Origin of the sequence: Neobacillus sp. B4I6, from assembly GCF_050434045.1 — a bacterium.
In the GTDB taxonomy this organism is placed as follows: domain Bacteria; phylum Bacillota; class Bacilli; order Bacillales; family Cytobacillaceae; genus Neobacillus.
The window spans coordinates 1045281-1071359 of the sequence record NZ_JBNPWB010000002.1 but is presented as its reverse complement, the minus strand read 5'-3'; the positions used below and the strand labels follow the sequence as shown (position 1 = coordinate 1071359).

General features: G+C 41.9%; 12 protein-coding genes, 10 tRNA genes and 2 rRNA genes. 1 reads left to right on the top strand and 23 read right to left on the bottom strand.

Annotation, left to right across the window (positions count from 1 at the left end; all coding sequences use genetic code 11):
- Positions 1 to 51: 51 nt before the first annotated feature.
- Positions 52 to 3261 carry a UvrD-helicase domain-containing protein gene (locus QF028_RS07320; protein ID WP_429464654.1) on the bottom strand — a complete coding sequence of 1070 codons (3210 nt, stop codon included), beginning with the start codon at positions 3259 to 3261 and terminating at the stop codon, positions 52 to 54.
- On the bottom strand, positions 3254 to 6262 hold the full coding sequence (locus tag QF028_RS07315; protein ID WP_429464653.1) for a PD-(D/E)XK nuclease family protein: 3009 nt from the start codon (positions 6260 to 6262) through the stop codon (positions 3254 to 3256). Before QF028_RS07315 ends, QF028_RS07320 begins: the two co-directional genes overlap by 8 nt.
- A gap of 158 nt (positions 6263 to 6420) precedes the next feature.
- Here QF028_RS07315 and QF028_RS07310 point away from each other — a divergent pair, with 158 nt between their 5' ends.
- On the top strand, positions 6421 to 7146 hold the full coding sequence (locus tag QF028_RS07310) for a hypothetical protein (protein WP_429464652.1): 726 nt from the start codon (positions 6421 to 6423) through the stop codon (positions 7144 to 7146).
- A 246-nt stretch (positions 7147 to 7392) separates the two neighbouring features.
- On the opposite strand, the gene dacB is transcribed toward QF028_RS07310, so the two are convergent.
- The 21 genes from dacB to QF028_RS07205 all read right to left on the bottom strand — a co-directional run bounded on the left by dacB (position 7393) and on the right by QF028_RS07205 (position 26045).
- Positions 7393 to 8853 (bottom strand): D-alanyl-D-alanine carboxypeptidase/D-alanyl-D-alanine endopeptidase, encoded by a 1461-nt coding sequence (gene dacB / locus QF028_RS07305; RefSeq protein ID WP_429464651.1) that lies wholly within the window; start codon positions 8851 to 8853, stop codon positions 7393 to 7395.
- A 254-nt stretch (positions 8854 to 9107) separates the two neighbouring features.
- Positions 9108 to 10382, bottom strand: a complete 1275-nt coding sequence (locus QF028_RS07300; protein ID WP_429464650.1) for a LysM peptidoglycan-binding domain-containing protein — start codon at positions 10380 to 10382, stop codon at positions 9108 to 9110.
- Between the two features lie 99 nt (positions 10383 to 10481).
- Positions 10482 to 13076 carry a polynucleotide kinase-phosphatase gene (locus QF028_RS07295; protein WP_429464649.1) on the bottom strand — a complete coding sequence of 865 codons (2595 nt, stop codon included), beginning with the start codon at positions 13074 to 13076 and terminating at the stop codon, positions 10482 to 10484.
- Positions 13076 to 14419, bottom strand: coding sequence for a methyltransferase domain-containing protein (locus QF028_RS07290; protein WP_429464648.1), 1344 nt, complete (start codon positions 14417 to 14419; stop codon positions 13076 to 13078). Before QF028_RS07290 ends, QF028_RS07295 begins: the two co-directional genes overlap by 1 nt.
- Before the next feature lie 118 nt (positions 14420 to 14537).
- The gene (locus tag QF028_RS07285; RefSeq protein WP_429464647.1) at positions 14538 to 17111 is read right to left on the bottom strand and encodes a DEAD/DEAH box helicase; all 2574 of its coding nucleotides are present in this window, start codon (positions 17109 to 17111) and stop codon (positions 14538 to 14540) included.
- A 78-nt stretch (positions 17112 to 17189) separates the two neighbouring features.
- Positions 17190 to 17381 (bottom strand): YbxH family protein, encoded by a 192-nt coding sequence (locus QF028_RS07280; RefSeq protein ID WP_168244672.1) that lies wholly within the window; start codon positions 17379 to 17381, stop codon positions 17190 to 17192.
- Between the two features lie 113 nt (positions 17382 to 17494).
- Positions 17495 to 20164 carry a pyruvate, phosphate dikinase gene (gene ppdK / locus QF028_RS07275; RefSeq protein WP_429464646.1) on the bottom strand — a complete coding sequence of 890 codons (2670 nt, stop codon included), beginning with the start codon at positions 20162 to 20164 and terminating at the stop codon, positions 17495 to 17497.
- 2 nt (positions 20165 to 20166) lie between these two features.
- On the bottom strand, positions 20167 to 20982 hold the full coding sequence (locus tag QF028_RS07270) for a pyruvate, water dikinase regulatory protein (RefSeq protein WP_214999047.1): 816 nt from the start codon (positions 20980 to 20982) through the stop codon (positions 20167 to 20169).
- Positions 20983 to 20999: 17 nt separating this feature from the next.
- A complete protein-coding gene (locus QF028_RS07265) occupies positions 21000 to 21641 on the bottom strand; it encodes a helix-turn-helix transcriptional regulator (RefSeq protein ID WP_214999222.1) in 642 nt (213 codons plus the stop codon).
- Between the two features lie 255 nt (positions 21642 to 21896).
- A tRNA-Trp gene (locus QF028_RS07260) sits at positions 21897 to 21967 on the bottom strand.
- Between the two features lie 5 nt (positions 21968 to 21972).
- Positions 21973 to 22057 (bottom strand) — tRNA-Tyr (locus QF028_RS07255).
- Between the two features lie 21 nt (positions 22058 to 22078).
- A tRNA-Ser gene (locus QF028_RS07250) sits at positions 22079 to 22171 on the bottom strand.
- A gap of 30 nt (positions 22172 to 22201) precedes the next feature.
- Positions 22202 to 22278, bottom strand: a tRNA-Met gene (locus tag QF028_RS07245).
- 21 nt (positions 22279 to 22299) lie between these two features.
- A tRNA-Ala gene (locus QF028_RS07240) sits at positions 22300 to 22372 on the bottom strand.
- Between the two features lie 21 nt (positions 22373 to 22393).
- Positions 22394 to 22470 (bottom strand) — tRNA-Pro (locus tag QF028_RS07235).
- Between the two features lie 56 nt (positions 22471 to 22526).
- A tRNA-Leu gene (locus QF028_RS07230) sits at positions 22527 to 22615 on the bottom strand.
- A 6-nt stretch (positions 22616 to 22621) separates the two neighbouring features.
- A tRNA-Gly gene (locus QF028_RS07225) sits at positions 22622 to 22696 on the bottom strand.
- 34 nt (positions 22697 to 22730) lie between these two features.
- Positions 22731 to 22815 (bottom strand) — tRNA-Leu (locus QF028_RS07220).
- Positions 22816 to 22830: 15 nt separating this feature from the next.
- Positions 22831 to 22906 (bottom strand) — tRNA-Val (locus QF028_RS07215).
- A 10-nt stretch (positions 22907 to 22916) separates the two neighbouring features.
- Positions 22917 to 23033, bottom strand: a 5S ribosomal RNA gene (rrf, locus tag QF028_RS07210).
- 76 nt (positions 23034 to 23109) lie between these two features.
- Positions 23110 to 26045 (bottom strand): 23S ribosomal RNA (locus QF028_RS07205).
- Between the last annotated feature and the right edge of the window lie 34 nt (positions 26046 to 26079).

Genomic DNA, 26079 nt, shown 5'->3' with positions numbered 1-26079 from the left:
TTACCTTTTTAAAGAAAATTCCACAAGCTTGGACCCTGTGGAATTTTCTTTTTATTTCTCTAGAGCCCTTAATTGGTTTGGTTCAAGGAAGTAAAGTAATTCTTTGTTCACGGATTCTTTGGTTAATTCCTCCCAAGCCTGTTTATAAAAAGATAATTGGCTGCTATAGAATGCTTGGAGCTTTTCGTAGTCTTCGACCTGTTTTGCTCGGTCTGTTTTATAATCAACGATGTTCCATGAGCCATTCTTTTTGTAGATAAGATCAATCGTTCCTTTGACGTAGAAGGGATGGATATCTTCAGGATTTTTAGTGATTAACGAATAAAGAGTATGGCCCTTTTCAACTTTTATCGTAAAGGGAACTTCTGTCAGCACTTCTTCCGCTGTCACTAACTCATCCCAAAGGAGTGATTTTCGCAAGTTTTGCAGATAAGACTTTACTTCTTCCTCTCTTTCGATAGGAAGCTTAAATTTGTTTAAGGCAACCTTTATATAATTAGAAAGTTCATGGCCCTGAACAGCTTTTTCAAAGACATCATGAATCAGCGTTCCCCAATCTTTTCCACCACCCGATTCTCGTTCAATCGTGATTAACTCTGAATAATCTTTGTCTTTTGTTGGCGACCAATGTTCAAAAGTTTTCATTTTACTTTGGTCAAGCCAGGCGTTTTTACTCACGGTTTTCGCCTTAAATTCGGATAAGGTAAGCTCCTTTGGCTCTAAGTTAATTTCAAACACTTCTATTTCAGGTACTTCCATTTCCTCGATGTTTTCCATTTCAAAAAGGATATTCCAAGGGTTTTTCTTATTACCAGTGTGAGAACTGATGATTAGTGCTTTTTCGGCACGAGTTGCCGCGACATAAATAATCCGCTGCTCTTCTTCGGTAAGGTACATTAACTCTTCTGTCTTATGTGTCTCCCATTCAAGTGGAATCGCAATTTCTTTTTCCGCAAAGCCATTCTTCACTGTAAACGTAAAGTACCCTTTAGAGGTATAGTCCTCACGTTTAATATGCTGTGATAAAAAGGATTGAGGACTGACTGACTTGACTGGATGTGCCAAAAAGACAATTGGTGCCTCTAGTCCTTTTGCTTTATGAATATTCATAATCCGAACCGCATCTGCGTCTTCTTCAAGGTTTGCAACCACTGTTTTTTCAAAAATCAGCTCGGTCAGTACTTCGATTACTTGTTTATATGTTGTATTACCAGTCGTCTCCTGTTTACGGAGAGCTTCTAGCATTTGGAGCAGACTCTTATACGTTCGTTTATTCCGGCCATTTTTCAAAAGTAATGGATAGAAACCGACCTCTTCGATGATTTTTTCAATTGCAGCTGTTGGCGACAGCGTCCGAATTAGCTTTTGACATCGCTGTAATTTATCCCATGTTATTTCAAATTTATCTTTTAGTACTATCGGAATTTCAGCCGGTATTTGGGCGTAAATGGAAAATCTTCCACCAGCTTGTTTCCATTTATATAGTTCTTGATCACTGATACCGAAGAAAATCCCCCGTAACACAGCAACGAAGCCAACTTCATCGGTTGGGTCCAAGAATGATTTTAACAGGATCCATAAATCTTGGAACTCTCTTGTTTCACCAAGGATAACTTCACCACTGATACTAACAGGAATCCCCATGTCCTCAATCGTTTTCGCATAGGAAGCAACGCCATCGGTATACCTGGTCAGTACCATGAAATCCTTGGCATTATGGCCTTGCTCGATGAGATTTTGAATGGTCAGTGCGATGTTCTCAGCATCGATTAATATGACTTCTTCCTTCTTTTTATAATCGGCAGGAACGGATAAACGCTTCACACCTGTAAAACCCTCGCCTTTGTCCTCATGAAAGGCTATTAACGGGTGGTAGGCAGCTTGGTAATCGGATTCCACTTCAGGTAAATGCTTTTCAAACACTTTATTTAATTTCTTAGTAACAGTGTCAAATGTCCGAAAATTTGTCGTCATCTGCAGCACTTCTCCTCCATGCTCCTCGATTAACTGTTTGACACGATTGTATGTATCAATATCGGCGCGTCGAAAACGGTAAATAGCTTGTTTGGGATCACCAACAACGAAGAGTGAGCCTGCTTTCGGTTTGCATTTTGTCCAGATTTTTTCATTAATGTCATCACTCGTTAAATAAAACATGATCTCCGCCTGAATCGGGTCGGTATCCTGAAACTCATCGACGAGTAAATAGCGATATTTCGCTTGGAAATAGGCGCGAACTTCTGGATTTCTTTTAAGCAATTTTGATGTATGGATCATTAAATCTTGAAAATTTAGTAGTGATCTCTCTTTCTTCATTTGCTCGTAGGTTCGGACAGCATCTTGTAAAAAATCGATAATAATGGGATGACAATATTCTTTCCAAGCTTGTATAAGCGGTTTGATGGATACTTCAAACACTGCTGTAATTTTCTCTTCATAAAATTTTGCATCTTCCTTGGCTGTCCAGCGATTATAGGTTGGCTTTAAGTTCTTATCAAATAATTCAAAAATACTAATGATGTCCTTTTCCTTCGAAGGATTGATGAATTTTTCCTTTTGGACAGCCGTTAAAATCGCTTTTTGTAAACTATCATACCCCTTCGGTGCTTCCTCCTCAGGAACGCATCGTTTTGCTTCTTTTATTAGGAGCATAAATGATTGGTATTCTGGCTGCAATACTGGTTTCGGGACACTTGCCGTCACCCATTCCACATCGGAATATTCCTTTAGCCTCTTTAACCAGGGAAACAGGTTGTCAACGGATATCCCTAATTCTCCAATGAGTTCAAAGTGATGCGGTTCTTCATTGATTAAATTTTGTAAATGAAGTTGCCACGCTTCTTCTAAAATATCTAAATCATCCGACTCTTCAAGCTCTTTAAAGGTTAAATCTAAATTTGCTTCAATCGGACGCTCTCGGAGCAGTTTGGCACAATAGGCATGGACCGTTCCTAAAAAGCAGCGCTCAATATTTTGCAATGCCTCACCTAAACGAAACTCGATATCAAGGTCCATTTCTTTTTTCCACGCTTCCTCTAATTTTGCTTGAAAACGGACCTTTAACTCATCAGCGGCCTTTCGTGTAAAAGTGATCGCAACAATTTCCTGAATTTCTGCTGTCCCTGTATAAATGAGGTTGACCATACGATCGACTAAGCTCGTCGTTTTACCAGAACCAGCACCTGCTTCAACTAAAAAATTCCTCTTAAGTTGTGATTTAATTTTATCCCGGGCCGCTTGATCGAGAATTTCCTTAGTCATATGCTCTAACCCCCTTTAACTTTTGATTCGACTGCTTCATTTCAAGGCTTTCTTTATTATAAAAATGGCGGCGGCAAACAAGCTTATAATCACAGAATTTGCAATCATTCACATCATCAGTCATTTCAAAATGACCATGCTTGACCGTATCAATCAGTTTTTCCAAAATATCTATACCATTTGTTCTGAGTGTACGGTCCTGCTTCCTCGTAAACCTTTGTGCCAATCCCTTTGGGGTCGGAAAATAATAGGAGCTCTCCTCGACTGCACCCTCACCAAGGTTTAAATGCTGTTCGATGGCCAAAGCATAAATCATGTGCTGAAGCTGTCGACCGCCTTTGAAGGCTGCATTTTTCGCATAACTGTACGTGCTCCCCGTTTTATAATCGATAATGTGATATTTACCGTCCTTGGATTGGTCCACACGGTCAATAATCCCTGAAATTTTTACTTCTCCTGATGGAAGAGTAATAATCGCTGGTTCCTTTTCACCAATCCCAAAGGAATATTCGAAATAAAGCGGTTCGTAATTTTCGCTATGAAGCACTTCCTCTTTTAGAAATATCTCACAGCAAGCTAAGATGTCACTCCTCTCACGTTGATAGACTCTTTCATTTGGAGGCGGGAGAACTTCCTTTTGCTGTTCCATTAAGTTTTGAGCAATTGATATAATCAGCTCCAAATGTTTCTCGTAAGAAGGCTTGGCATGATCTTGCTGTAATTTTTTATAAAAGTTTTCAAAAATACTATGCAGCAAGCTTCCACGGGTAGCCGCATCCATCCATTTGTTTGCATCAAAGGAAAAGTCCTCTACGGACCTAACTTTAAGCACTTCTCTTAAAAAATAAGAATACGGACATTTTGCAAGTGTTTCGAGCTTGCCCGCACTGAGCGTTTTATCCTGATTGTGACGTGGGTCATATTGCGCGTCATCAATTTGAACCAGTCCATCATATTCAGAGAAATTCCCGGTATTTCGTGCGGTTTCGGCAGCGATTCCCTGTTTAACATTATTAAAATGGGTTAGAATCCCTTCATTTAGCTGATGTGAACTATCATTTGTTAATTTTTCATTCCAGTAGTCTTTATCTTCAAAAATATCAGTAGCGATGATTGATGACGGCAGTGACTTTAACGATTTAAATTCGGCATCTATATTGCCTGTGATTAAGCGGTAGCATTGCAAGACAACAAATGCCGGGTTAACGACACGGTTTTCGTTCATATCGAAATGGCAGTAACTGACCGTGACATGACCATTTGAATTTGCCAAAACTTGTAGCAGCGTATACAAGTTCTCTTGACCCTTTTCACGAAGTAATCGCAGGCCGTTCCCTAACTGAATCCTCTCTGCATCGAGCAAGAGCGGATCTTCACTTACGTTACCAGGAAACTTCTTGTTATCAAGTCCAACGAAAAATACATTTGGTCGACTATTGTATATTCCACTCTTAAAAGTTGAAACATGGAGGTGACCTGGTTTTGGCCGCGATTGATTTATACGGCCAGAAAGCAGTAGGTCCTTTATCTTTTCAAAGACATCATAACTAGGTAACTTTTCATCCGCATAAGGGAGCAGTTTTTGGATTTCTTCCAATAAGGTGGATTTTGCGATCTCATCAAAAGCTGAATTTGTTTTACAATTATTTTTGAGTACATAGGCGATTCCGGTTAAACATTTTTTATAGTTCATAGTTGGCTCTAATGGTGGAAGCTTCTTAAAAATTGCTTCAAAACTCAACCAAATCCATAACATCTCTTTTGCAGGATTTTCATAATAAGGGTCATCTTCATGATCGACGCACTTCAAACTTAATCGACCAAATTCCCTAGAAAGAAGTTTTAAATACCGTTCTTGAGACCAGCCAATTTGAAGATCCCTGAGCACTCTGGAAATTTTTGATTTTGAAACCACCACTTCATCAAGTCCAACAAATCCACTCTCAATGAAAGGAACTTTTTTACCCAGTTCAAGCAAGCCCTCATTGAACATGTCCAGAAAAGCTGGGACACTATAATTCGACTGAATCCACCCTACAAGCCCTGAAACTAACCGTCCAGGGCGGCTGAAAGAAACCGGAAGTCCTTCGCCAAAGGTCATCGGGAGGTCCATCTTTTGTGACAAGTGATAAAATTGAGTTATGTATGCATCAGCATCTGTATAATAAACAACATTCTTATCTAGAGGAGATTTTGCGACCTTAATCTTCTCTAGGATTTGTTTCACTTCCATTTCTTCTGTTTTAGCAGTAAAGACTACTAAGTTTGGCTCACCCCTAGTTTCTTCCTGTTGATAGAGATAGCTAAGCGGAGTCGGGGGGCCCCCATGAATGGAACTAAGGCTTGACCGCTCAGGAGTATTGACCCCCAAAACGGGTGCAAGCGGCAGTTTATAGACTGTCTCAGGGATAATCTTTCTCAGGAATTGGTCTTCTAAAAGCGATAGGGTTAGACCTGATTGTAAAATAAATACTACCTTTTCATTTATTTGAGCCGTTTCAAGTGCCTTATTTAACAATCCGGCCTTGTCGGTAAATTGCTCAGAAATTAACTTATTTTCATATTCAACAAGGATCTCATAAAAATCCTCCGCTTTGTCTGGATTGATAAATGCATTCTTTTTCAACGTGTCCTTTGTATAGCCAGCTAAATGTAATGTTTGGATGGTTGTAAAAATGGCATGACTAAAGGCTGGCGTAATTTCCATTCCTGCAAAGTATTGGAGCTTATCTTGGTTCTTCAACTCTTTAAGGAGATTGTAGGTAAAATGAACACCAACTGTATGATCTAAGCTATTTTGCGGTTGCTCTGAATTCAAGTCAACAAGAGTTTGGGCAAGGTCGATAACTGTTTTATACTTAAGATTAATTGCTTGATGTCCTTCCTTAACAAATGCCTCATTGATTTGTTCCTCAATTGAATGAGAATCAACGATCACGACTTTTTCTTTATAACGAAATTTACTGCAGATTTGGTTAAGTTCGCTTATTAAGGCTTGCATGGGAACCTCCAACTTTCTAAAAGAAAAATAATAATTATCTACCTATACACTCTGTTCTAGTTTCATATTTGTTATTCCTTCAATATAATTGAAAAAACATATTTTTTTCAAAGTTGGTAATAATAACCTCGATTAACTTTGAAAGGATGGGATGTTTGATGTCGTTAGAATGGTTTGACAGAGTTTGTGGAGAACTGCAAGAACACCTGGAATCTATTTGTGAAGAATACGATCAGGTTGGCCAAATGACAGTTGAAAGAGCTGCCAAACATCCAAGGATTGAGTTTTATGTCGATACCGCAGATGTTGATACCGAAGAACTGGAGCGTGATTATTTTTGCTCACTTTTCTTTGATCCGCAAAACGAAGAATTTTACATCGATACATTCGATGTTGACAGCGGACATACGGCGAAGGTCATCCTTTCAGACATAGAAGACCTTATCGAGGAAGTTCACGCCAGTCTTCATGATTACATGAACGGCGATGATCACTATACAGATGATGGGGTCTATCTTCAGACCAGCGAGGTCTTTGATGATGATGATGAGGTCGAAACTGTTTATGTGGAAGATGATGAGGATGATGAGTATTACGAAGCCGAACAAGTCAACAGTGACGACATCTTTGAGGAAATTGATGTTGATTGGTCCACCCCTGAAGTAACGGCCTTCAAACATGAAGACGAAGTCGAAGTAACCTATCAATTTGGATTGGTGCAAGCTACTGGAGACGGTGTTCTCAAGCGCGTTAATCGGATTTGGACGACGGACGATGAATTAATCAAGGATGAGTCCCATTTCATTTTTAGTAAAGAAGAAGCAACCACCATAATTGCGATGATTGCCTCTCATATGGACCAATTAAGCGAGTTTGAATTTTAAGCAAAATTAGCCGAATACAACGAGCATGCCTGAGCGGTATGCTTGTTTTTTTCCCAAAAATAAAAGTTCTCCAAGGTAGGAGAACTTTATGATTACTCAACCGTGTAATCGATTTGAATCCCATGGTAAAGCTCTTTTTTATTATTTATTCATTATAATAATAGTAAAATCAGTACTTGAAATTTTCAAGAAATTAATTTCCCCATTTGTGTTTGAGCAGTACAATTTCCTCTTTGTGGGTTGTTCCTATTGATTGGCTAAAATAGTAATCAGCTTATCCTCCACCTTTTTTCCTTTTGAATCTTCCATTAAGTTATTTAGAAGGATTGAAAAAATTAAGGTTTGTCCACTTTTTGTTTTCACGTAGCCTGATATTGAACTCACCGTTGTAATGGTCCCTGTTTTTGCGTAAACTTTTCCTCGAACCAAAGAATCCTTCATCCGATTTCTTAAAGTTCCGCCGACCATCTTTTCACTTTCACCGGCGACAGGTAATGAGTGAAGATAACTAGGAAACCACTTTTCCTTTCGGACGGCAAATAACAGCTGCGTCAGCTGGTTGGCTGGTATCAGGTCGACATGGGAAACGCCCGAACCATCTCTTAGCACCAATGTGTTGGGGTTAACCCCGTATTTTGTAATCTCATTTTTTAAAACGCTTAGTCCCTTTTCCCAGCTTCCTTCCCCTTTTACGACCCGGCCCATTTCCTTAATTAATATTTCAGCATGGACGTTATTGCTCAGTTTCATAAACGGAACCAGCAGCTCAGATAACGGCATCGATTGATGTGTCGTTAAAATTCTTGCGGTGTCAGGCACCAATCCTGTTTTTAGTTTTCCTGTCACCTGTATCCCGTGTTCTGTTAAGGATTGGTGCAAAAGGGACACGGCATATCGAGTGGGTTCCCAGACACCAATCCATTCCTTTTCTGTTTTTGCCTTTGTTGGGATGGTTCCTTCGATTGTTATGATGTTCCTCGAATGTTCCCGTTCGATGGTGATATCCTTTTTACCATCCTCCGGAACGGTTACCGCGTGGTTGTTTATTTTTAGATAATTTGTCTTCGGAGTTATTTTCACGATCGGCTTGTCACCTTTTTTTATTCCGGGCTGCACGAGTACCTTGACCGATCCGGCATCAAAGTCTCTGGTCGGTGAGGCGGTGAGTGCGGAAATCTGTGCGCCGTAATGGGTTGTTTCGTCGCTCCAAGGCAGGTCGAGCGAATAGCGGACATTATCATACCAGGAATCGTCTCCAACAAGATTCCCTTTTATCTTTTTGATGCCTCGCTTTTGAATGTCCTCAGCCATTTTATCAAAATCAGATTTCAATAGGGTTGGGTCACCCTTCCCCTTTAAATACAGATTCCCATGGAGTGTTTTCTTTTTCACTAAGCCATCCGTATGGATCTCCGTCGTGAAGGTGTGGTCTTCTCCGAGGATAGTAAGGGCGGCTGCAGCTGTTAATAGTTTCATATTGGAAGCAGGTCTTAAGCGGACGTCGCCTTGGTGGGCATAGATGATTTTTCCATCCTCAGCGGTACGAATGCTTATGCCGGCAATTGCTCCTTTTAACTCAGGTTCGTTATTTATTAGGTGATTTATCTGCTGAGCCATATTTTCCATGGCGGATGCTTTTATAGAAGGAACGAATGCTGCGAGCACCGTAATGAAGATGAGGGTGTAATATTTAAGTCTGTTAATCAAGCTTTGGTTCCAGCCTTTCCTTTTTTCTAAGAGTTTGTCCGAAAATAACAAATAATATCATCGATGGTTTTTTTATTTGACAACCACAAATTTTACAATTTTTGTCTAAATGTACAAAACCCTATGAAAATCGTACAAAACATCTAAAAAATTGCACAAAAGCTATTAAAAATTACACAAAACTATCTTGAAATTGCACAAAACCTCCCTAAAATGGCACAAAAGCAAAAACCCCCTGCAACCACCGTGTAATTTTATACGATTCTCTTCACCACATGGATATTTTTACTAAGATAAGCCCAATTTTGGGGTGCCAGCAAGCTAATTTGCCAAAAAGTCGTCCCAGCTAATTGATACCTATCAATTAACCTATACTTTTCTATAAAACTCCTAATATCTTCAAACCATACCACATGCTCCTCACTACCCTGCCAGTAGCGAAACCAAGGTGCCCTAGCCGTGATATCAAACTCGATGTTCTCAGGCAGTGATATCGCTTTATTTTGAGCAGCAAGTACCGAAAAGGCTTGGGTTGCATTCGTACCAACAACCTTGTCATACCCATATAACGCCACGGCGATTTGCAGTTTACGAGAATTAATTTGTGTCACCGAGTATTGAGTCACTTGCTCCAGCCACGGAATCGGGGCAATCGGATCGGGTGGACCCCCCGGGTAGCCATAATCCATGGTCATCACCGCCACGATATCAGCCACATTGCCAATCGACGCATAATCATAAGCACCAATGATTCGATTCGTTGGAATATCAGCTGTTTTGGCGTGAACATTTACTTGTAAAATAAGCCCGTCTAAGCTGCGCTTTAATTCTGTTAAAAATAAATTGAAATCATTTCGTCTTGCCGGTGGAATAAATTCAAAATCGATACTGACGCCACCGAACCCTCTTTGCCTGGTTAAGTTGACCAAGCTCGCTACCAAATTTCTCCGATAGGTTGGATTTTCCAGGACACGCCCTGCCAACTCCGCGCTGAAATCATTTCCGGCAAGATTTCGGACCATCAATAATGGGATGATCTTCAATTGATTACTTCTCGCAACCAGGGCTGCATCCTCGCTCACATTAAACGCATAGCCTTCCTCTGTGAACGAATAAGCGACAATCGCTAAATAGGTTAATTGGTTAGCTAAACTATTAATTGTGGCAAGGTTTGCACTCTCAGATGATGGCACTAAAAACCCTAGTGTTACGAGAGATAATCTTATTGGAGTGGGAACATTTATGATTTGGCCAATTACGAGTAGGTTGGGATTAATCCCTGGATTTGCAGCGAGAATAACCGAAGGATTGACCCTAAATTGTTGAGCCAGCTGCCAGATGTGATCGCCTGCTTTAATTTGATAGTAGCGGAGTGGAGGCAAGATATCCGGAAGATAAAGTGCAAGACCCGGGACGATGGAACTTGCTGAAGGTAACCCATTTAGCTCTACAATCGTTTGAATTGAAACCCCATACCTCGTGGATATCGCCCACAAATTTTCACCTGCGATTACAACATGAACAGCCATTTTCTCACACTCCTTCATTACTATCATATGGGCGAATGATGATAAATTATTACACATAGAAAAACGAACTTGCCGGCTGACAAGTTCGTTTCCCTATTCCTATAGTCGCGGGTCAATCGGATCCGATTCAAGCGCCAGAACACCTAACACACATTCATGGTAGCGCTCCAGTGACTCTTTTCTAACAAAACGATTTACCGCTTCCACACCTAAAGCAAATTCTTTTAGGGCATTTCGTTGTTTCTTACCTGCATTTCGCCGCTTAAGACGGGAAAGATTTTCTGGTTGTAAATAGTCGATGCCGTAGATAATATGCAGATACTTTCGGCCTCTCACTTTAATGGCCGGCTGGAGAAGCTTACCTTTATGTCGTGCCACATAAGACTCCGGTTTCACAACAAAGCCTTCATGCCCATCCTCCGTCATTTCTTCCCACCATTCGATGGCCGATTTCATGGAGTCTTCATCGTTAACAATTCGATATTCCGTTTCCACGAACAAATTTGATAGGACGCTGAATTCTTTGTTTTTCTCCATATGCCACGTGTGCGGTTTATCGAAAAAGGTTTCATTACTGTGAGCAAGTGTATGAAAAGGGGCAATTTGAATGCCTGCTAAACCTTCCGTTTCCCAGCAATACTTTTGATACACTTCGTTAAACACTTGGGCATTGCGTATCTTTTCATCCGTTTCCTCGAGCCAATTTGAAACATCCTTACCGTTATCCAAAGCTTTTTTCAACTGTTCCTGTAATTTACTGCGATCAAGCAATGCCATCTCACCAACATGAGCATATTGATTCATAATTAATTCTTTTGCTTTTAGATTCCACGGAAGGATCTCAGCGTCCATCAGGACAAAATCAGTGTTGTATTTTTCAAAATAACCACTCAAGTTAGCATTTAATACTTGTAATATTTGTTCTTCCAGTTCTTTTTTGAAAAAGGCCCGGCCAGTCCGCGTGTATATCAATCCTAATGTTTCCCTGCCAATATACTCTTTAGCGGTTTCTTTATTTTTAAAAAGAAACAAAATGCCGCGGCTGCCCATATGCTTTTTCTCGACAACCATCGTGTCAACCCCATTCGCCTGATAGTATTCAAATGCTTCAATCGGATGCTCTAAGTATCCTGCTAAACTCGATGGTTTCGATGTCGGGCTCATCGTAGGCGGAAGATAGACAATCTCCTCAAGCGGCAATGTGTAATGGGAAAGGTCATCCAGTGCTGATTTCGTACTATCCGCATAAATTGCAATCTCCCCATATAGTTCCGTTAATACCGAAAATCCTTCTAAAAATTTTGCGATTTTGGGCGGAGCCAGCCTTTTACTTTCCAATACCTTTAATGGATTGTCCGACACATTTGCATAATCGGCTTTCGCTTTGACAGAAACAAATTTCCTTTCCGGAAAACAATATGCCGTTAGGTTGCCACCAAAAACGACTCCTTGGTCAATATTGAGGGTGTTATTAACCAATAATGGCTGCGTCCTAGGATCATGCCCCCAGAGAATAAGTTCGTTGGACTGATGAGCAATTGACCAATCTTTTCGGACGGGTTTGCCGTTTTCGTCAAGGCCATCCGAGTCTCCGTACCGACAGAAATCGGAAATGCGCGGCGATTGTTTGCCGATATAATGGTCTTTGATTCCTGCATGGACTGCAACAGCGACGTTGACTCCATTTTTCTGGATAATGTAATGTGATTTAGCCTCTAACAGCATGTCTCTTATTTGTTCCTTTAAACGATCGGTCTCATCTTTACCAAATTTACCTTCATACTCATCAAATTCAGCCTTTACATTTTCATCACCATGAGCAAGCTTAACATTCTTACCGTCAAGCCAGCGGGCGATTTTCCAACCATGATTACTGTCAATCATATAGGCAAGTCCTGCTGCTACATGCTTTTGAAAAAATTGCAGCGTCTCGATCGAACGAGGTCCCCTACTCATCACATCCCCAAGGGAAAGGATTTTCCGTCCTTCTGGATGGATAAAATAACCCTCTTCATTTTCTATATAACCAAGCTTTGACAGGATTTCGCTAAACTCTTCAAAGCAACCGTGAATATCCCCAATAAAATCAATGCCATTGCCAACATCCATTAGTAATGGATTACCAAGTCGGTTCACATTTAAGACTTGCAATTCTTCATCACCGAATATGTAGCATCGCCGAAAGCCCTCCTTTTTAATGGAGCGAAGCGTCTTCTTGAAATGTTGGTATTGCTGCTTGATACGGTTTTTACCTCTTGGGAAATCCCTCTCTAAGTCACGTCTGAGTAATTCAGTTTCTGCCAAATTCAGCACAATTGCAATGGCCGGAACATGATACCTCTTAGCCATATGCAGGTATTTTTCACGTTCGTAATCACGTAAATGAGTAGCATCGATAAATGTTAATTTATTGAGGCGGCAACGTTTGGCAATGATATAATCCATCGCTTCAAAAGCTTCTTTTGAAATTTTTTGGTATTCATTAAAAAGAGCATCTGCTTCATATTTAGGTCGCCGATTCCAATCAATAAATTCAACATCGCTAACTAAAACACGGAACTGATCGGAACTTACTACTTCCGATGCATAAATCTGTTGTTCTTGCATTAATTGATTTATTAAAGTCGTTTTACCCGAATTGGACGGTCCTACAAGTAAGACGATACCCGCATGAGGCAAATTAATTTTCGCCATCATCCCTCCTCCCTTCTGAAAATAACCATTTGAGTAGGATGCCCGTATAGTTGGTTTTCTTCACCAATGCCTTTATAACTTACTTGGTATGGATAGATTTTTGTCAAAGCTTCCATCTTTTGGTGAAGCTGTGCCCTTGTCCATTCAAAGCGATGATCGTGGTGTCTCATTTCCTCATTCATATCATAGACAACATTGTATTCTTGGTTAGGCGTGGTCACGATCAACACTTCTGGTCGATAGTCTTTAAAAATCGTCTCGAATACCCTTGTTAACCGGTATTCATCAATATGTTCAATCACTTCACATAAAACCATGACATCCTTGTTACTCAACCGTTCATCATAATAAAATAACGATCCTGCCAAGGACTTGGGTTCTACAAATCCACGTTTCGCCTTTGTATAGTCGAATCGTTCCAATGCCTTTAACCGAGCTTTATTCGATGGTTCAACAGAAAGTATCTCTTGCACCCCTTTAATAAATCCCAGCTGAACAGATAACTTCCCTTCACCAGCACCAAAGTCAACAATAGTGGCTTTTTTTTGCAGGGCCTCAATATATTTAATAATCGCTTCGTAACGAAGGTCATTTAAACGGATTCTCGGAGGTTCATGCTTCTCATTGATTTTCGTCTCTTTTTCATAGAATCTTGACTGAGAAATCACCTTTTGAAACCGTAACGAACGTCTTAAAATCAGCGCCTTTTGTGGATGTTCCTCTAACCATCCTTCCCCGTAGCGGTCCAACTTTTCCAATTCTCTTTCGTCAATAAAATAATGCTTATAGTTATCAATAACGGGAATTAAAATCGAAATATGTTTAAGTGCATTCTGGAGCGTTTGTTTCCCTAACAGGGTAATAAATCGGGCAGAGCTTTTTTCGCGAATAAAACTTTCCCCGTATTCCATCTTGATGGTGTAACCCATTGGAGCAAATAACGCTTCAAGTTCCCTAATGCTTAAATCAGTAGCAATCGGTCCAAAGGTTAATTCCATTTCAAAGGAATGCTCGACCCATGAAGCATATTCCTCTGCTGGTTTCCCATTCAGTGCAGTCCCCAGCGCTTTACGAATCGAGGAAACAAAAATACTGCTTGCCGCAAACTCGCGGTCATTTATGTAATGGGTAATATCAAAAGAATCAGGTGAGTTTTTCACTAGTTCAATTGGATCCGTTTTAACATAGATCAAAAACTGTACTTCCTCGCTTGAAAAAGTCGGGTAGACCAGACGGACAGTCAACCCTTTCTCTCCACGCTCATATAGATTATTCGGATTTTTAGCTATAAGGTAAGAAACCGCTTCAACACCAGGGCCTCTTACTGTTAATGATAGTTGCATCTTTTTCACTTCACTTTCATGGAACGAATTATCAGAGTTTTATTTTAACATATTTACATTAATTTGGTTTTAATTGAAGAATAACCCGGGTTCCTAAGGTTAGAACACCGGGTTATTCTTAATATTCATCATATCGATATCTTCTAGTCTTCGCTGCATAACAGGCCTCACAAGTAGGAAAAGAATGATCCCATGGCAGCTTCTTTCCACAGGTTTTGCATTTTTTAACGAATTTATTTATATCCGTCTTTAAGCGGTCCTGCACTTTATCGCTAACCTCTTCTCTTAGCCGCTCCCAATAGATTGCTGTCGTTCGCTCTCCTAGTCGATATAAAAATAACAAATGAAGTCCAATTGCTTTGTAACTGAGTTCTAATTCCTCCAAGCTTCGTTCCTTTACAATCGGTTCTGGGAGTTCTCTCCCATGGATAATGGCATACATTTTTTCTTCCCATTGCTTCGTTAATACTGGTTCATTTTTTGAAAAAGGCAGATGTAAAAATCCATAAAGGTCCATTAAGGATAAACGTGCTTCAATTTCAGTACCTGCTACCATTTGATACAACGACTTTTCCTCGGCAAGGGAAGCTTTTTTCGTTCCGTTTGGACTTTCAAATTTCCCCCATAATTCAAAAAATGTACCTAAGTCGTGATAATAGCGTTGAAAGCGTTCAAAAACTGAATTGGTTGGTGCAATTGCAAAGGTATGAACAGGCTCATCCTCCTGCAAAAGCAAGTTTCTCATTTTTCTGATATCACTAGTAAAGGCCACTTTGCCAATATTGTAAATACCTTTTCGACCCGCACGTCCAGCAATTTGCTTCACTTCTTGTGATGTCAGCAGTCGTCGTCTAGTTCCATCAAACTTATCATTTTCTAAAAAAACAATCCGTCGAATTGGTAGATTTAAGCCCATTCCAATCGCATCTGTAGCAACGATGACTTTTGTTTTTCCAGTGTTGAATTGCTGAATTTGCTTTTTTCTTGTTTCTGGCGGCATGCTGCCGTAGATCATGCTGACAGTATGTCCGTCATTTTGCAGTCGTGAGGCGGTTTCAAGAACTCGCCTTCGTGAAAAACAAATCAGCGCATCGCCTTTTTTAATGTGTTTAATATGAAACTCCTTCGTTTCAACCTCAAGAGGAGTATCACGACTGTATTCATGAACTTCGATAATGGAATTACCTAAAAGCTGGAGCAGCATGGTTTTTGAATTCCTGCTGCCTATGATATGGACTTCCTCTGCATTAGCTTTTGTGATTGCCTTATACCAGGAAAAACCACGGTCTTTATCGGTAATCATTTGTGCTTCATCAATGACGATTATTTCATAAAACTCTTTTTCGTGAAACATTTCCACGGTGCAGGAAGTATGATTTGCACCCGGGGTGATTTTTTCCTCCTCCCCAGTTTTTAAGGAACACGGCGTCCCCTCAGCGTTTAATTTATCAAATACCTCAAGTGCTAATAATCGAAGCGGCGCTAAATATAACCCGCTATAAGCATCTTTCATTCTTTCTAGCGCATGATGGGTTTTCCCTGTATTGGTTTCGCCAATGTGCAAGACATAACGGACCTGACGGTGTAACGAAGGGTCGTATTCCGTTGCAAAGATTTCCTTCATCATCCGCTCTTCTTCTGCTTTTTTTCGCTCGAGTTCTTCTTGCGCTTCTTTTTGTTTTTGCTCGCGCGCTTGGAAGTCTTTTTCAAAAATTTCTTTATGAACCTTTGCATCAAAAGGTATTTCTGCCAAACGTATTAAGTCTGATAGGTATTCAGCTTGGATATCCTCAATAAAATAACCCTCGACATCATAAAGAACCTGAGCAATGCTGCCCTTAACGAAGGATGCCGATAGTTTCTCAAGAAAGGTTTCATGAAAATCATCCTTAACTTTTTCAGAAAGCTGCTCTAATATTTTTTCCGGAATAAGCTCAGACAAATAGTCAGCAATTAAGCTTTCATAAACGAAAAAATAGGTTTGATATTCATAAAAACTCCTGCCCCAATTCAAAGTTTTATGGATATCCCCTGTCAGTTCTTCAAAAAAGGTGGCAACAGTTGTATAGACTGAGGGGTTAAAATGGCCTTCATCCACTAATTTTTCCTCTAATGCAAAGGTATCAACCGATTGAAACTTTACATTATTTTGTAGGTCAGCAACTAGTTGTATGGCAACGAAGTAACGAACATATAAATAAAACAGCTCATATTGTTCTTCCAGGATTCCAACAGCGGTATCTTCAATCTCACTTCTAATCAATTGCTTCTGTTCTTCGTGCTGTTTTTGTTCTTCTCGTTTTATAAAATTAACCTTCGCCTCCTGATACTGTTTCTCCCACTCTTGTTCTTTACCTAAAAATGTTTCATGAACCCACCCCATCGTATCAAAGACATGATAGGTTCGCATTTCATCCCTAAATAACTTGTTGATTAGTTTTTTGTCGATTCCCTGTACCTCGAAGCCTTTATCAGTTAAATATTGCTTTTTTTCATTCCTTGGAACATCATTGGTCGACTTATTCAGCCAAACATTGGTCCAAATTTGCTCAACATAATGGCTTCTGTCAGTTAGGTATTGTTCAATGGTTGGCAGTGTTTCCATCGTTTCGAAATAATGGTTAATATCTTCATACACTTTCAATTTTGTATGTTCTATCGCTTGAGGGTATATAGTGGTTAATTTATTCATGGATTTCCCTCCATTTCTATAAAATGGTTTATTATATCCATTCTATCACAAAATAAAAAACCGAACAAGCATTCGGTTTCAAAGTTGATGCTGGCTGCAATATTGATCAACCAGGTCTTCGATCTGATCCAGTTCAGGAAACTTCCCTGAGAAGTGGAATTTAATTTCCTCGATGAAGTTATCCTGATTATATACATGAATGGCCCCATTTTGTTGAATGACACTAAATTCTGGTACAAATCGATAACCGCTGCGTTCAATAGCCCCCATTGTAAGTCCCCTTTAAAATAATTTTTTATAGTATTTGCATAAAATGGGCGTCTATCCAATTACATCACAATAAAAAAGGGATGGTGCATACTGCAACATCCCTTGTTCTTCCTTTATGCTGTTGTAAAAACTTCTTGTTTATTTTGTTCATGTCGAATGGTTGCTTGTGCTGCAGCCAAACGTGCTAGTGGTACGCGGTATGGTGAACAACTAACATAATCTAGGCCGGTTTTGTAGCAGAATTCAATCGAGCTCTTTTCTCCGCCATGCTCGCCGCAAATACCTGTTTTTAAGGACGGTTTTGTTCCACGGCCAAGCTTCACCCCTGTTTCAACAAGCTTACCTACGCCTTCTTGATCAAGGACAGCAAACGGATTATCCGGAAGCACTTTATTTTCAATGTAAGCTTGCAGGAACTTGCCTTCCGCATCATCACGGCTGTAACCAAATGTTGTTTGTGTTAAATCATTGGTCCCAAACGAAAAGAAATCAGCTTCCTCGGCAATTTTATCTGCAGTTAAAGCAGCACGCGGAATTTCAATCATGGTTCCAATCGTGTACTTGAAGCTTTTTCCAGTTTCCTCCTGGACAAGTAATGCCGCATCGATCACCAATTTACGCATATCCTTTAATTCATTCACATGACCGACCAAAGGAATCATGATTTCTGGTTGTACTTCGATGCCTTTATCAGCGAGCTTAGCGGCTGCATAGAAAATGGCTTTTGCTTGCATTTCATAAATTTCCGGGTAAATCATCCCAAGGCGGCAGCCACGGTGGCCAAGCATAGGGTTAAACTCATCTAATTGGCGGACTTTTTTCAGCAATTGCTCTTTTTTCTTCAATTCTGGTGATTGTGGATCTAAAATCTGAAGCTTCGTTACTTCCACTAACAGTTCCTCTTTATCCGGTAAGAATTCATGTAAGGGTGGATCTAGTAAACGGATAGTGACAGGTAATCCTTGCATAGCTTCGAAGATTCCTTCAAAGTCCCCTTGCTGCATGGGCAATAACAGGTTCAAAGCTTCCATTCTCTCATTATAAGTTTCAGCAAGAATCATTTTTTGCACGATTGGAATCCGTTTTAAATCCATAAACATATGTTCAGTACGGCATAAGCCAATTCCGCCTGCACCAAATTCAAATGCCTTTTTTGCATCTTCTGGGTTATCTGCATTGGCACGGACCCCTAATTTACGCTCTTGGTCTGCCCATGCAAGCAACATTTGAAACTCATCCGAAAGTTCTGGGTCAATCATTGGAATCTCCCCAAGCATAATTTCACCCGTAGAGCCATCAATCGTTATGATATCTCCATAATTAATAACTGTCTCACCAATTGTAAATTGTTTAGCTTTCAGATCTATCTTTAATGCTTCACATCCGCAAATACACGCTTTCCCCATACCACGCGCGACAACTGCAGCGTGGCTTGTCATGCCGCCTCGGCTTGTCAGTATTGCTTGCGATGCAACGATACCATGGATATCATCTGGAGTGGTTTCAGGACGAACAAGAATTACTTTTTTTCCATCATTATTTAATTGCTCTGCTTCATCGGCATCAAAAACGACTTGACCTGTCGCTGCACCTGGTGATGCTGGCAAGCCTTTAGCTAAAACTCTCTTCTCAAATTTGTCGTCAATCCTGCGATGCAGCAGTTGATCTAATTGTTCCGGGTCAACACGTAGCAAGGCCGTCTTTTTATCAATGATTCCTTCTTCGACCATTTCCACGGCGATTCGAATCGCTGCCTGCGCTGTTCTTTTTCCATTACGGGTTTGCAGGATAAATAGCTTACCACCTTCAACCGTAAATTCGATATCTTGCATTTCTTCGTAATGCTGTTCCAAGCGCTTGCAAGTATCAGTGAATTGCTTATATACTCCTGGCATTTCATCTTTTAAAGTAGCGATTGGCTGTGGAGTACGAATCCCTGCCACTACATCTTCCCCTTGGGCATTGATTAAGTATTCACCGTAAAGGACATGCTCACCAGTCGATGGATTTCTTGTGAATGCTACGCCTGTGCCTGAATCATTCCCCATGTTGCCAAACACCATACTTTGAATATTTACAGCTGTTCCTAAATGGTCAGCAATTTTGTTAAGGCGACGGTAGACTATCGCACGCTGATTATTCCAAGAGTTAAAGACTGCATGAATCGCAAGGAATAGCTGCTCTTTTGGATCTTGCGGGAAATCCTTTCGTTTATGCTTTTTGACTATACCTTTATAGCCAATAATCACTTCTTTCCAGTCATCAGCACTCATTTCTGGGTCAGAGGAATAGCCTTTTTCCTCGCGTATTTCTTCTAATAATTGTTCAAAGTAGTAGGTATCGATATCTAGTACAACATTACTAAACATTTGTATGAAACGACGGTAGGAATCATAAGCAAACCGTGGATTATTGGTTAATTCTGCTACACCGATAACGGTTTCATCATTCATTCCAAGATTCAAGATGGTATCCATCATGCCAGGCATGGAGAAAACAGAACCAGAACGTACGGAAACGAGCAAAGGATTTTTTGGGTCGCCAAGCTTTTTGCCCATTTTTTCTTCAAGACGGGTTAGAGCCTCTAAAGTCTGGACTTCAACAAAGGTTGGAATGGTTTTGCTAGCTTCATAGAATGCATTGCAAGCCTGTGTAGTGATTGTAAAACCATACGGAACCGGAAGACCAATACGCGTCATTTCCGCTAGGTTTGCCCCTTTTCCCCCAAGTAACCCCTTCATATTGCCATTTCCTTCATGAAATAAATAAACGAATTTTTCCATTATTAGTAGCTCCTCTCTTTTTTTAACACGTCTAAAATTAAGCCAGCTGTTTCTTCAACAGCTTTATTTGATACATCAATAACAGGACAGCCTAATCGCTTCATTACTTTTTCAGCATGATCAAGTTCCTCAAGAATTCGCCCAAAGCTTGCATAGTTAGCCTGTGAGGCTAACCCTAAAGCCTTTAGACGTTCCTTGCGAATTTCGTTTAATTTATCTGGTGATATTATTAATCCAATACAATTCTTACGGGGTATTTCGAATAATTCATCTGGCGGTGGCACCTCTGGAACCAAAGGAACATTGGCCACTTTAAATCGTTTATGTGCTAAGTACATAGACAAAGGGGTCTTAGATGTACGTGAGATACCGACTAGAACAATATCCGCCTTTTTGATCCCTCTTGGGTCACGCCCATCATCATACTTAACTGCAAATTCAATTGCTTCAATTTTCCGGAAGTATTCTTCGTCCAATTTTCTCATCAATCCAGGTCGATGGTGCGGCTGTTTATTGAAGCTTATTTCAAACGCATTCATCAATGGACTTAGTAAATCTACAGCAAAAATGCTCTCTTCTTTTGCACGTCGATCTAAATACTCTTTTAATGATGGAATAACGATCGTATAGGCAATAATCGTCCGTCCCTTTTTTGCTAGTAAAATGATATCTTCAATATCTTCAAAATCATCCACATAGGAATTACGGCGAATTTCTACCTGCCCGCCATTAAATTGTGTTGCCACTGCCTTTACTACAAACTCAGCTGTTTCACCTACTGAGTCAGATACAACATAGACAACTTCTTTCTGTACCAAAATGGCAGCCACTCTCCTTAGTTTGAATTGTTTTCCATGATTTCTAAATATGCCCGCGTTATAGTGGTTTTGGTGATTCTTCCTACCAGCAAATATGTACTTCTTTGCTCCTCTATTTCCTTAACAACTGGTAAAGAGTCAATGCGATTATGGATCATCTTTTTGGCTGCTTCGAGCAAGGTCTCTTCAGGATTTATTGTAATAATATTTGGCATTCTAGTCATGATGACACTGACAGGCAATTCATTTAGATTTTGATTTCCTAGTGATGCTCTGAGCAAATCCTTACGGGAAACAACCCCTGCTAGATGTCCTTTTGTATCAACCGCATAAAGTGTGCCCACATCCTCTAAAAAGAGCTGCACGATCGCATCATACACGGAGGTTGATTTCTCAACGACAATTGGATGGGCTTTATAATCCGTTACCTTTTGGTGGATAAACCTTTTAGCCTGTTGCTTTGCTTCAAAGCTTTCATTAAAAAAATAACCTACTCGCGGCCTTGCATCTAAGTTACCTGACATCGTTAAAATGGCAAGATCGGGTCTTAGTGCAGCTCTTGTTAATGAAAGCTTCTCTGCGATGTCTTTTCCTGTAATGGGCCCGTTTTGTTTAACAATCTGGAGGATTTCATCCTGACGTTTAGATAATTTAATAATTACCCCCCCCTTATCTACATTAAATATGTTATATTCAATAGATTCATTATAAATGTGTTATACTTATTTGTATATAGTATATTACATTATGTTATAAACCGAAACAATAAGTTTTATTTTTTTACAAAATATTAAACTATTTTTTTAATAAGGAGCCCAAACAAGTTAATCCCGCCGCATGCGACGAAAGAGGCAAAATAAAAAAAGGCAAAAAAAATTCCAAGCATATACTTGGAATTTTTTTTGCCTTTTTGACAGGGGCAGTAGGAATTGAACCCACACTGAAGGTTTTGGAGACCTTAGTTCTACCTTTAAACTATGCCCCTAAACATGGTGGAGGGGGACGGATTCGAACCGCCGAACCCGGAGGGAGCGGATTTACAGTCCGCCGCGTTTAGCCACTTCGCTACCCCTCCACATATAAAAAATAATAAAACTGGAGGAGGAAGAGGGATTCGAACCCCCGCGCGGTGTTACCCGCCTGTCGGTTTTCAAGACCGATCCCTTCAGCCAAACTTGGGTATTCCTCCATGGAAAAAGAAAATCATATAATAGTATTTTGGTAGCGGCGAAGGGAGTCGAACCCCCGACCTTTCGGGTATGAACCGAGCGCTCTAGCCAGCTGAGCTACACCGCCAAAAAAATTATATTATTAAGGTGGAGTCTAGGGGGATCGAACCCCTGACCTCCTGCGTGCAAAGCAGGCGCTCTCCCAGCTGAGCTAAGACCCCAAAATATTCTGCAATAAAGAATGGTCGGGAAGACAGGATTCGAACCTGCGACCCCTTGGTCCCAAACCAAGTGCTCTACCAAGCTGAGCTACTTCCCGATAATATGACGCACTGGGCGCTATATTTGATGTTTTAAATTACCTTCGATAAAACATGGTGCCGAGGACCGGAATCGAACCGGTACGGTAGTCACCTACCGCAGGATTTTAAGTCCTGTGCGTCTGCCAGTTCCGCCACCCCGGCACTGTTTGGAGCGGAAGACGGGATTCGAACCCGCGACCCCCACCTTGGCAAGGTGATGTTCTACCACTGAACTACTTCCGCTTATATGGATGTTTTTTTCTAACGCAAAAAACTTTGGTGCGGGTGAAGGGAGTCGAACCCCCACGCCTTGCGGCGCCAGATCCTAAGTCTGGTGCGTCTGCCAATTCCGCCACACCCGCATAGTAAAAGAAAAATGGTGGAGGATGACGGGCTCGAACCGCCGACCCTCTGCTTGTAAGGCAGATGCTCTCCCAGCTGAGCTAATCCTCCATATAATACCGCCTGGCAACGTCCTACTCTCACAGGGACGCGTGTCCCAACTACCATCGGCGCTGAGAAGCTTAACTTCCGTGTTCGGTATGGGAACGGGTGTGACCTTCTCGCCATTGCTGCCAGACTTGTTTTTTGAGGTATCATTCCCTCAAAACTAGATAATGCAGAAGAAGTTTGTAAAACTGAGTGTGCCTTATAAATTGGTTAAGTCCTCGAACGATTAGTATCAGTCAGCTCCACATGTTACCACGCTTCCACCTCTGACCTATCAACCTGATCATCTTTCAGGGTTCTTACTAGCTTGCGCTATGGGAAATCTCATCTTGAGGGGGGCTTCATGCTTAGATGCTTTCAGCACTTATCCCGTCCGCACATAGCTACCCAGCGATGCCCTTGGCAGAACAACTGGTACACCAGCGGTGCGTCCATCCCGGTCCTCTCGTACTAAGGACAGCTCCTCTCAAATTTCCTGCGCCCACGACGGATAGGGACCGAACTGTCTCACGACGTTCTGAACCCAGCTCGCGTACCGCTTTAATGGGCGAACAGCCCAACCCTTGGGACCGACTACAGCCCCAGGATGCGATGAGCCGACATCGAGGTGCCAAACCTCCCCGTCGATGTGGACTCTTGGGGGAGATAAGCCTGTTATCCCCGGGGTAGCTTTTATCCGTTGAGCGATGGCCCTTCCATGCGGAACCACCGGATCACTAAGCCCGACTTTCGTCCCTGCTCGACTTGTAGGTCTCGCAGTCAAGCTCCCTTGTGCCTTTACACTCTGCGAATGATTTCCAACCATTCTGAGGGAACCTTTGGGCGCCTCCGTTACTCTTTAGGAGGCGACCGCCCCAGTCAAACTGCCCACCTGACACTGTCTCCCACCCCGATCAGGGGTGCGGGTTAGAATTTCAATACAGCCAGGGTAGTATCCCACCGACGCCTCCACGCAAGCTAGCGCTCACGTATCTCAGGCTCCTACCTATCCTGTACAAGCTGTACCAAAATTCAATATCAGGCTACAGTAAAGCTCCACGGGGTCTTTCCGTCCTGTCGCGGGTAACCTGCATCTTCACAGGTACTATAATTTCACCGAGTCTCTCGTTGAGACAGTGCCCAGATCGTTACGCCTTTCGTGCGGGTCGGAACTTACCCGACAAGGAATTTCGCTACCTTAGGACCGTTATAGTTACGGCCGCCGTTTACTGGGGCTTCGATTCAGAGCTTCGCGTGAGCTAACCCCTCCTCTTAACCTTCCAGCACCGGGCAGGCGTCAGCCCCTATACTTCGCCTTGCGGCTTCGCAGAGACCTGTGTTTTTGCTAAACAGTCGCCTGGGCCTATTCACTGCGGCTCTTCGAGGCTATTCACCTCAAAAAGCACCCCTTCTCCCGAAGTTACGGGGTCATTTTGCCGAGTTCCTTAACGAGAGTTCTCTCGCTCACCTTAGGATTCTCTCCTCGCCTACCTGTGTCGGTTTGCGGTACGGGCACCTTTTATCTCGCTAGAGGCTTTTCTTGGCAGTGTGGAATCAGGAACTTCGGTACTAAATTTCCCTCGCTATCACAGCTCAGCCTTATGCGAGAAGCGGATTTGCCTACTTCTCAGCCTAACTGCTTAGACGCGCATATCCAACAGCGCGCTTACCCTATCCTCCTGCGTCCCCCCATTGCTCAAACGATAAAGAGGTGGTACAGGAATATCAACCTGTTGTCCATCGCCTACGCCTTTCGGCCTCGGCTTAGGTCCCGACTAACCCTGAGCGGACGAGCCTTCCTCAGGAAACCTTAGGCATTCGGTGGATGAGATTCTCACTCATCTTTCGCTACTCATACCGGCATTCTCACTTCTAAGCGCTCCACCAGTCCTTACGGTCTAGCTTCGACGCCCTTAGAACGCTCTCCTACCACTGACATCTAAGATGTCAATCCACAGCTTCGGTGATACGTTTAGCCCCGGTACATTTTCGGCGCAGAGTCATTCGACCAGTGAGCTATTACGCACTCTTTAAATGGTGGCTGCTTCTAAGCCAACATCCTGGTTGTCTAAACAACTCCACATCCTTTTCCACTTAACGTATACTTTGGGACCTTAGCTGGTGGTCTGGGCTGTTTCCCTTTTGACTACGGATCTTATCACTCGCAGTCTGACTCCCACGGATAAGTCTTTGGCATTCGGAGTTTGTCTGAATTCGGTAACCCGATGAGGGCCCCTAGTCCAAACAGTGCTCTACCTCCAAGACTCTTACTACGTGAGGCTAGCCCTAAAGCTATTTCGGAGAGAACCAGCTATCTCCAAGTTCGATTGGAATTTCTCCGCTACCCACACCTCATCCCCGCACTTTTCAACGTGCGTGGGTTCGGGCCTCCATCCAGTGTTACCTGGACTTCACCCTGGACATGGGTAGATCACCTGGTTTCGGGTCTACGACCACATACTCATACGCCCTATTCAGACTCGCTTTCGCTGCGGCTCCGTCTCTTCAACTTAACCTTGCATGGGATCGTAACTCGCCGGTTCATTCTACAAAAGGCACGCTATCACCCATTAACGGGCTCTAACTACTTGTAGGCACACGGTTTCAGGAACTATTTCACTCCCCTTCCGGGGTGCTTTTCACCTTTCCCTCACGGTACTGGTTCACTATCGGTCACTAGGGAGTATTTAGCCTTGGGAGATGGTCCTCCCTGCTTCCGACCGGATTTCTCGTGTCCGGCCGTACTCAGGATCCACTCAGGAGGGAACGAAGTTTCGACTACAGGGTTTTTACCTTCTATGACGGATCTTTCCAGATCGCTTCATCTACCCCGTTCCTTTGTAACTCCATGTTGAGTGTCCTACAACCCCAAGAGGCAAGCCTCTTGGTTTGGGCTATGTCCCGTTTCGCTCGCCGCTACTCAGGGAATCGCGTTTGCTTTCTCTTCCTCCGGGTACTTAGATGTTTCAGTTCCCCGGGTATGCCTTCCATACCCTATGTATTCAGGTAAAGATACTGTTCCATTACGAACAGTGGGTTCCCCCATTCGGAAATCTCCGGATCAAAGCTTACTTACAGCTCCCCGAAGCATATCGGTGTTAGTCCCGTCCTTCATCGGCTCCTAGTGCCAAGGCATTCACCGTGCGCCCTTTCTAACTTAACCTAAAAGGTTTGTTTCTTCTTATTAAATAAGAAAT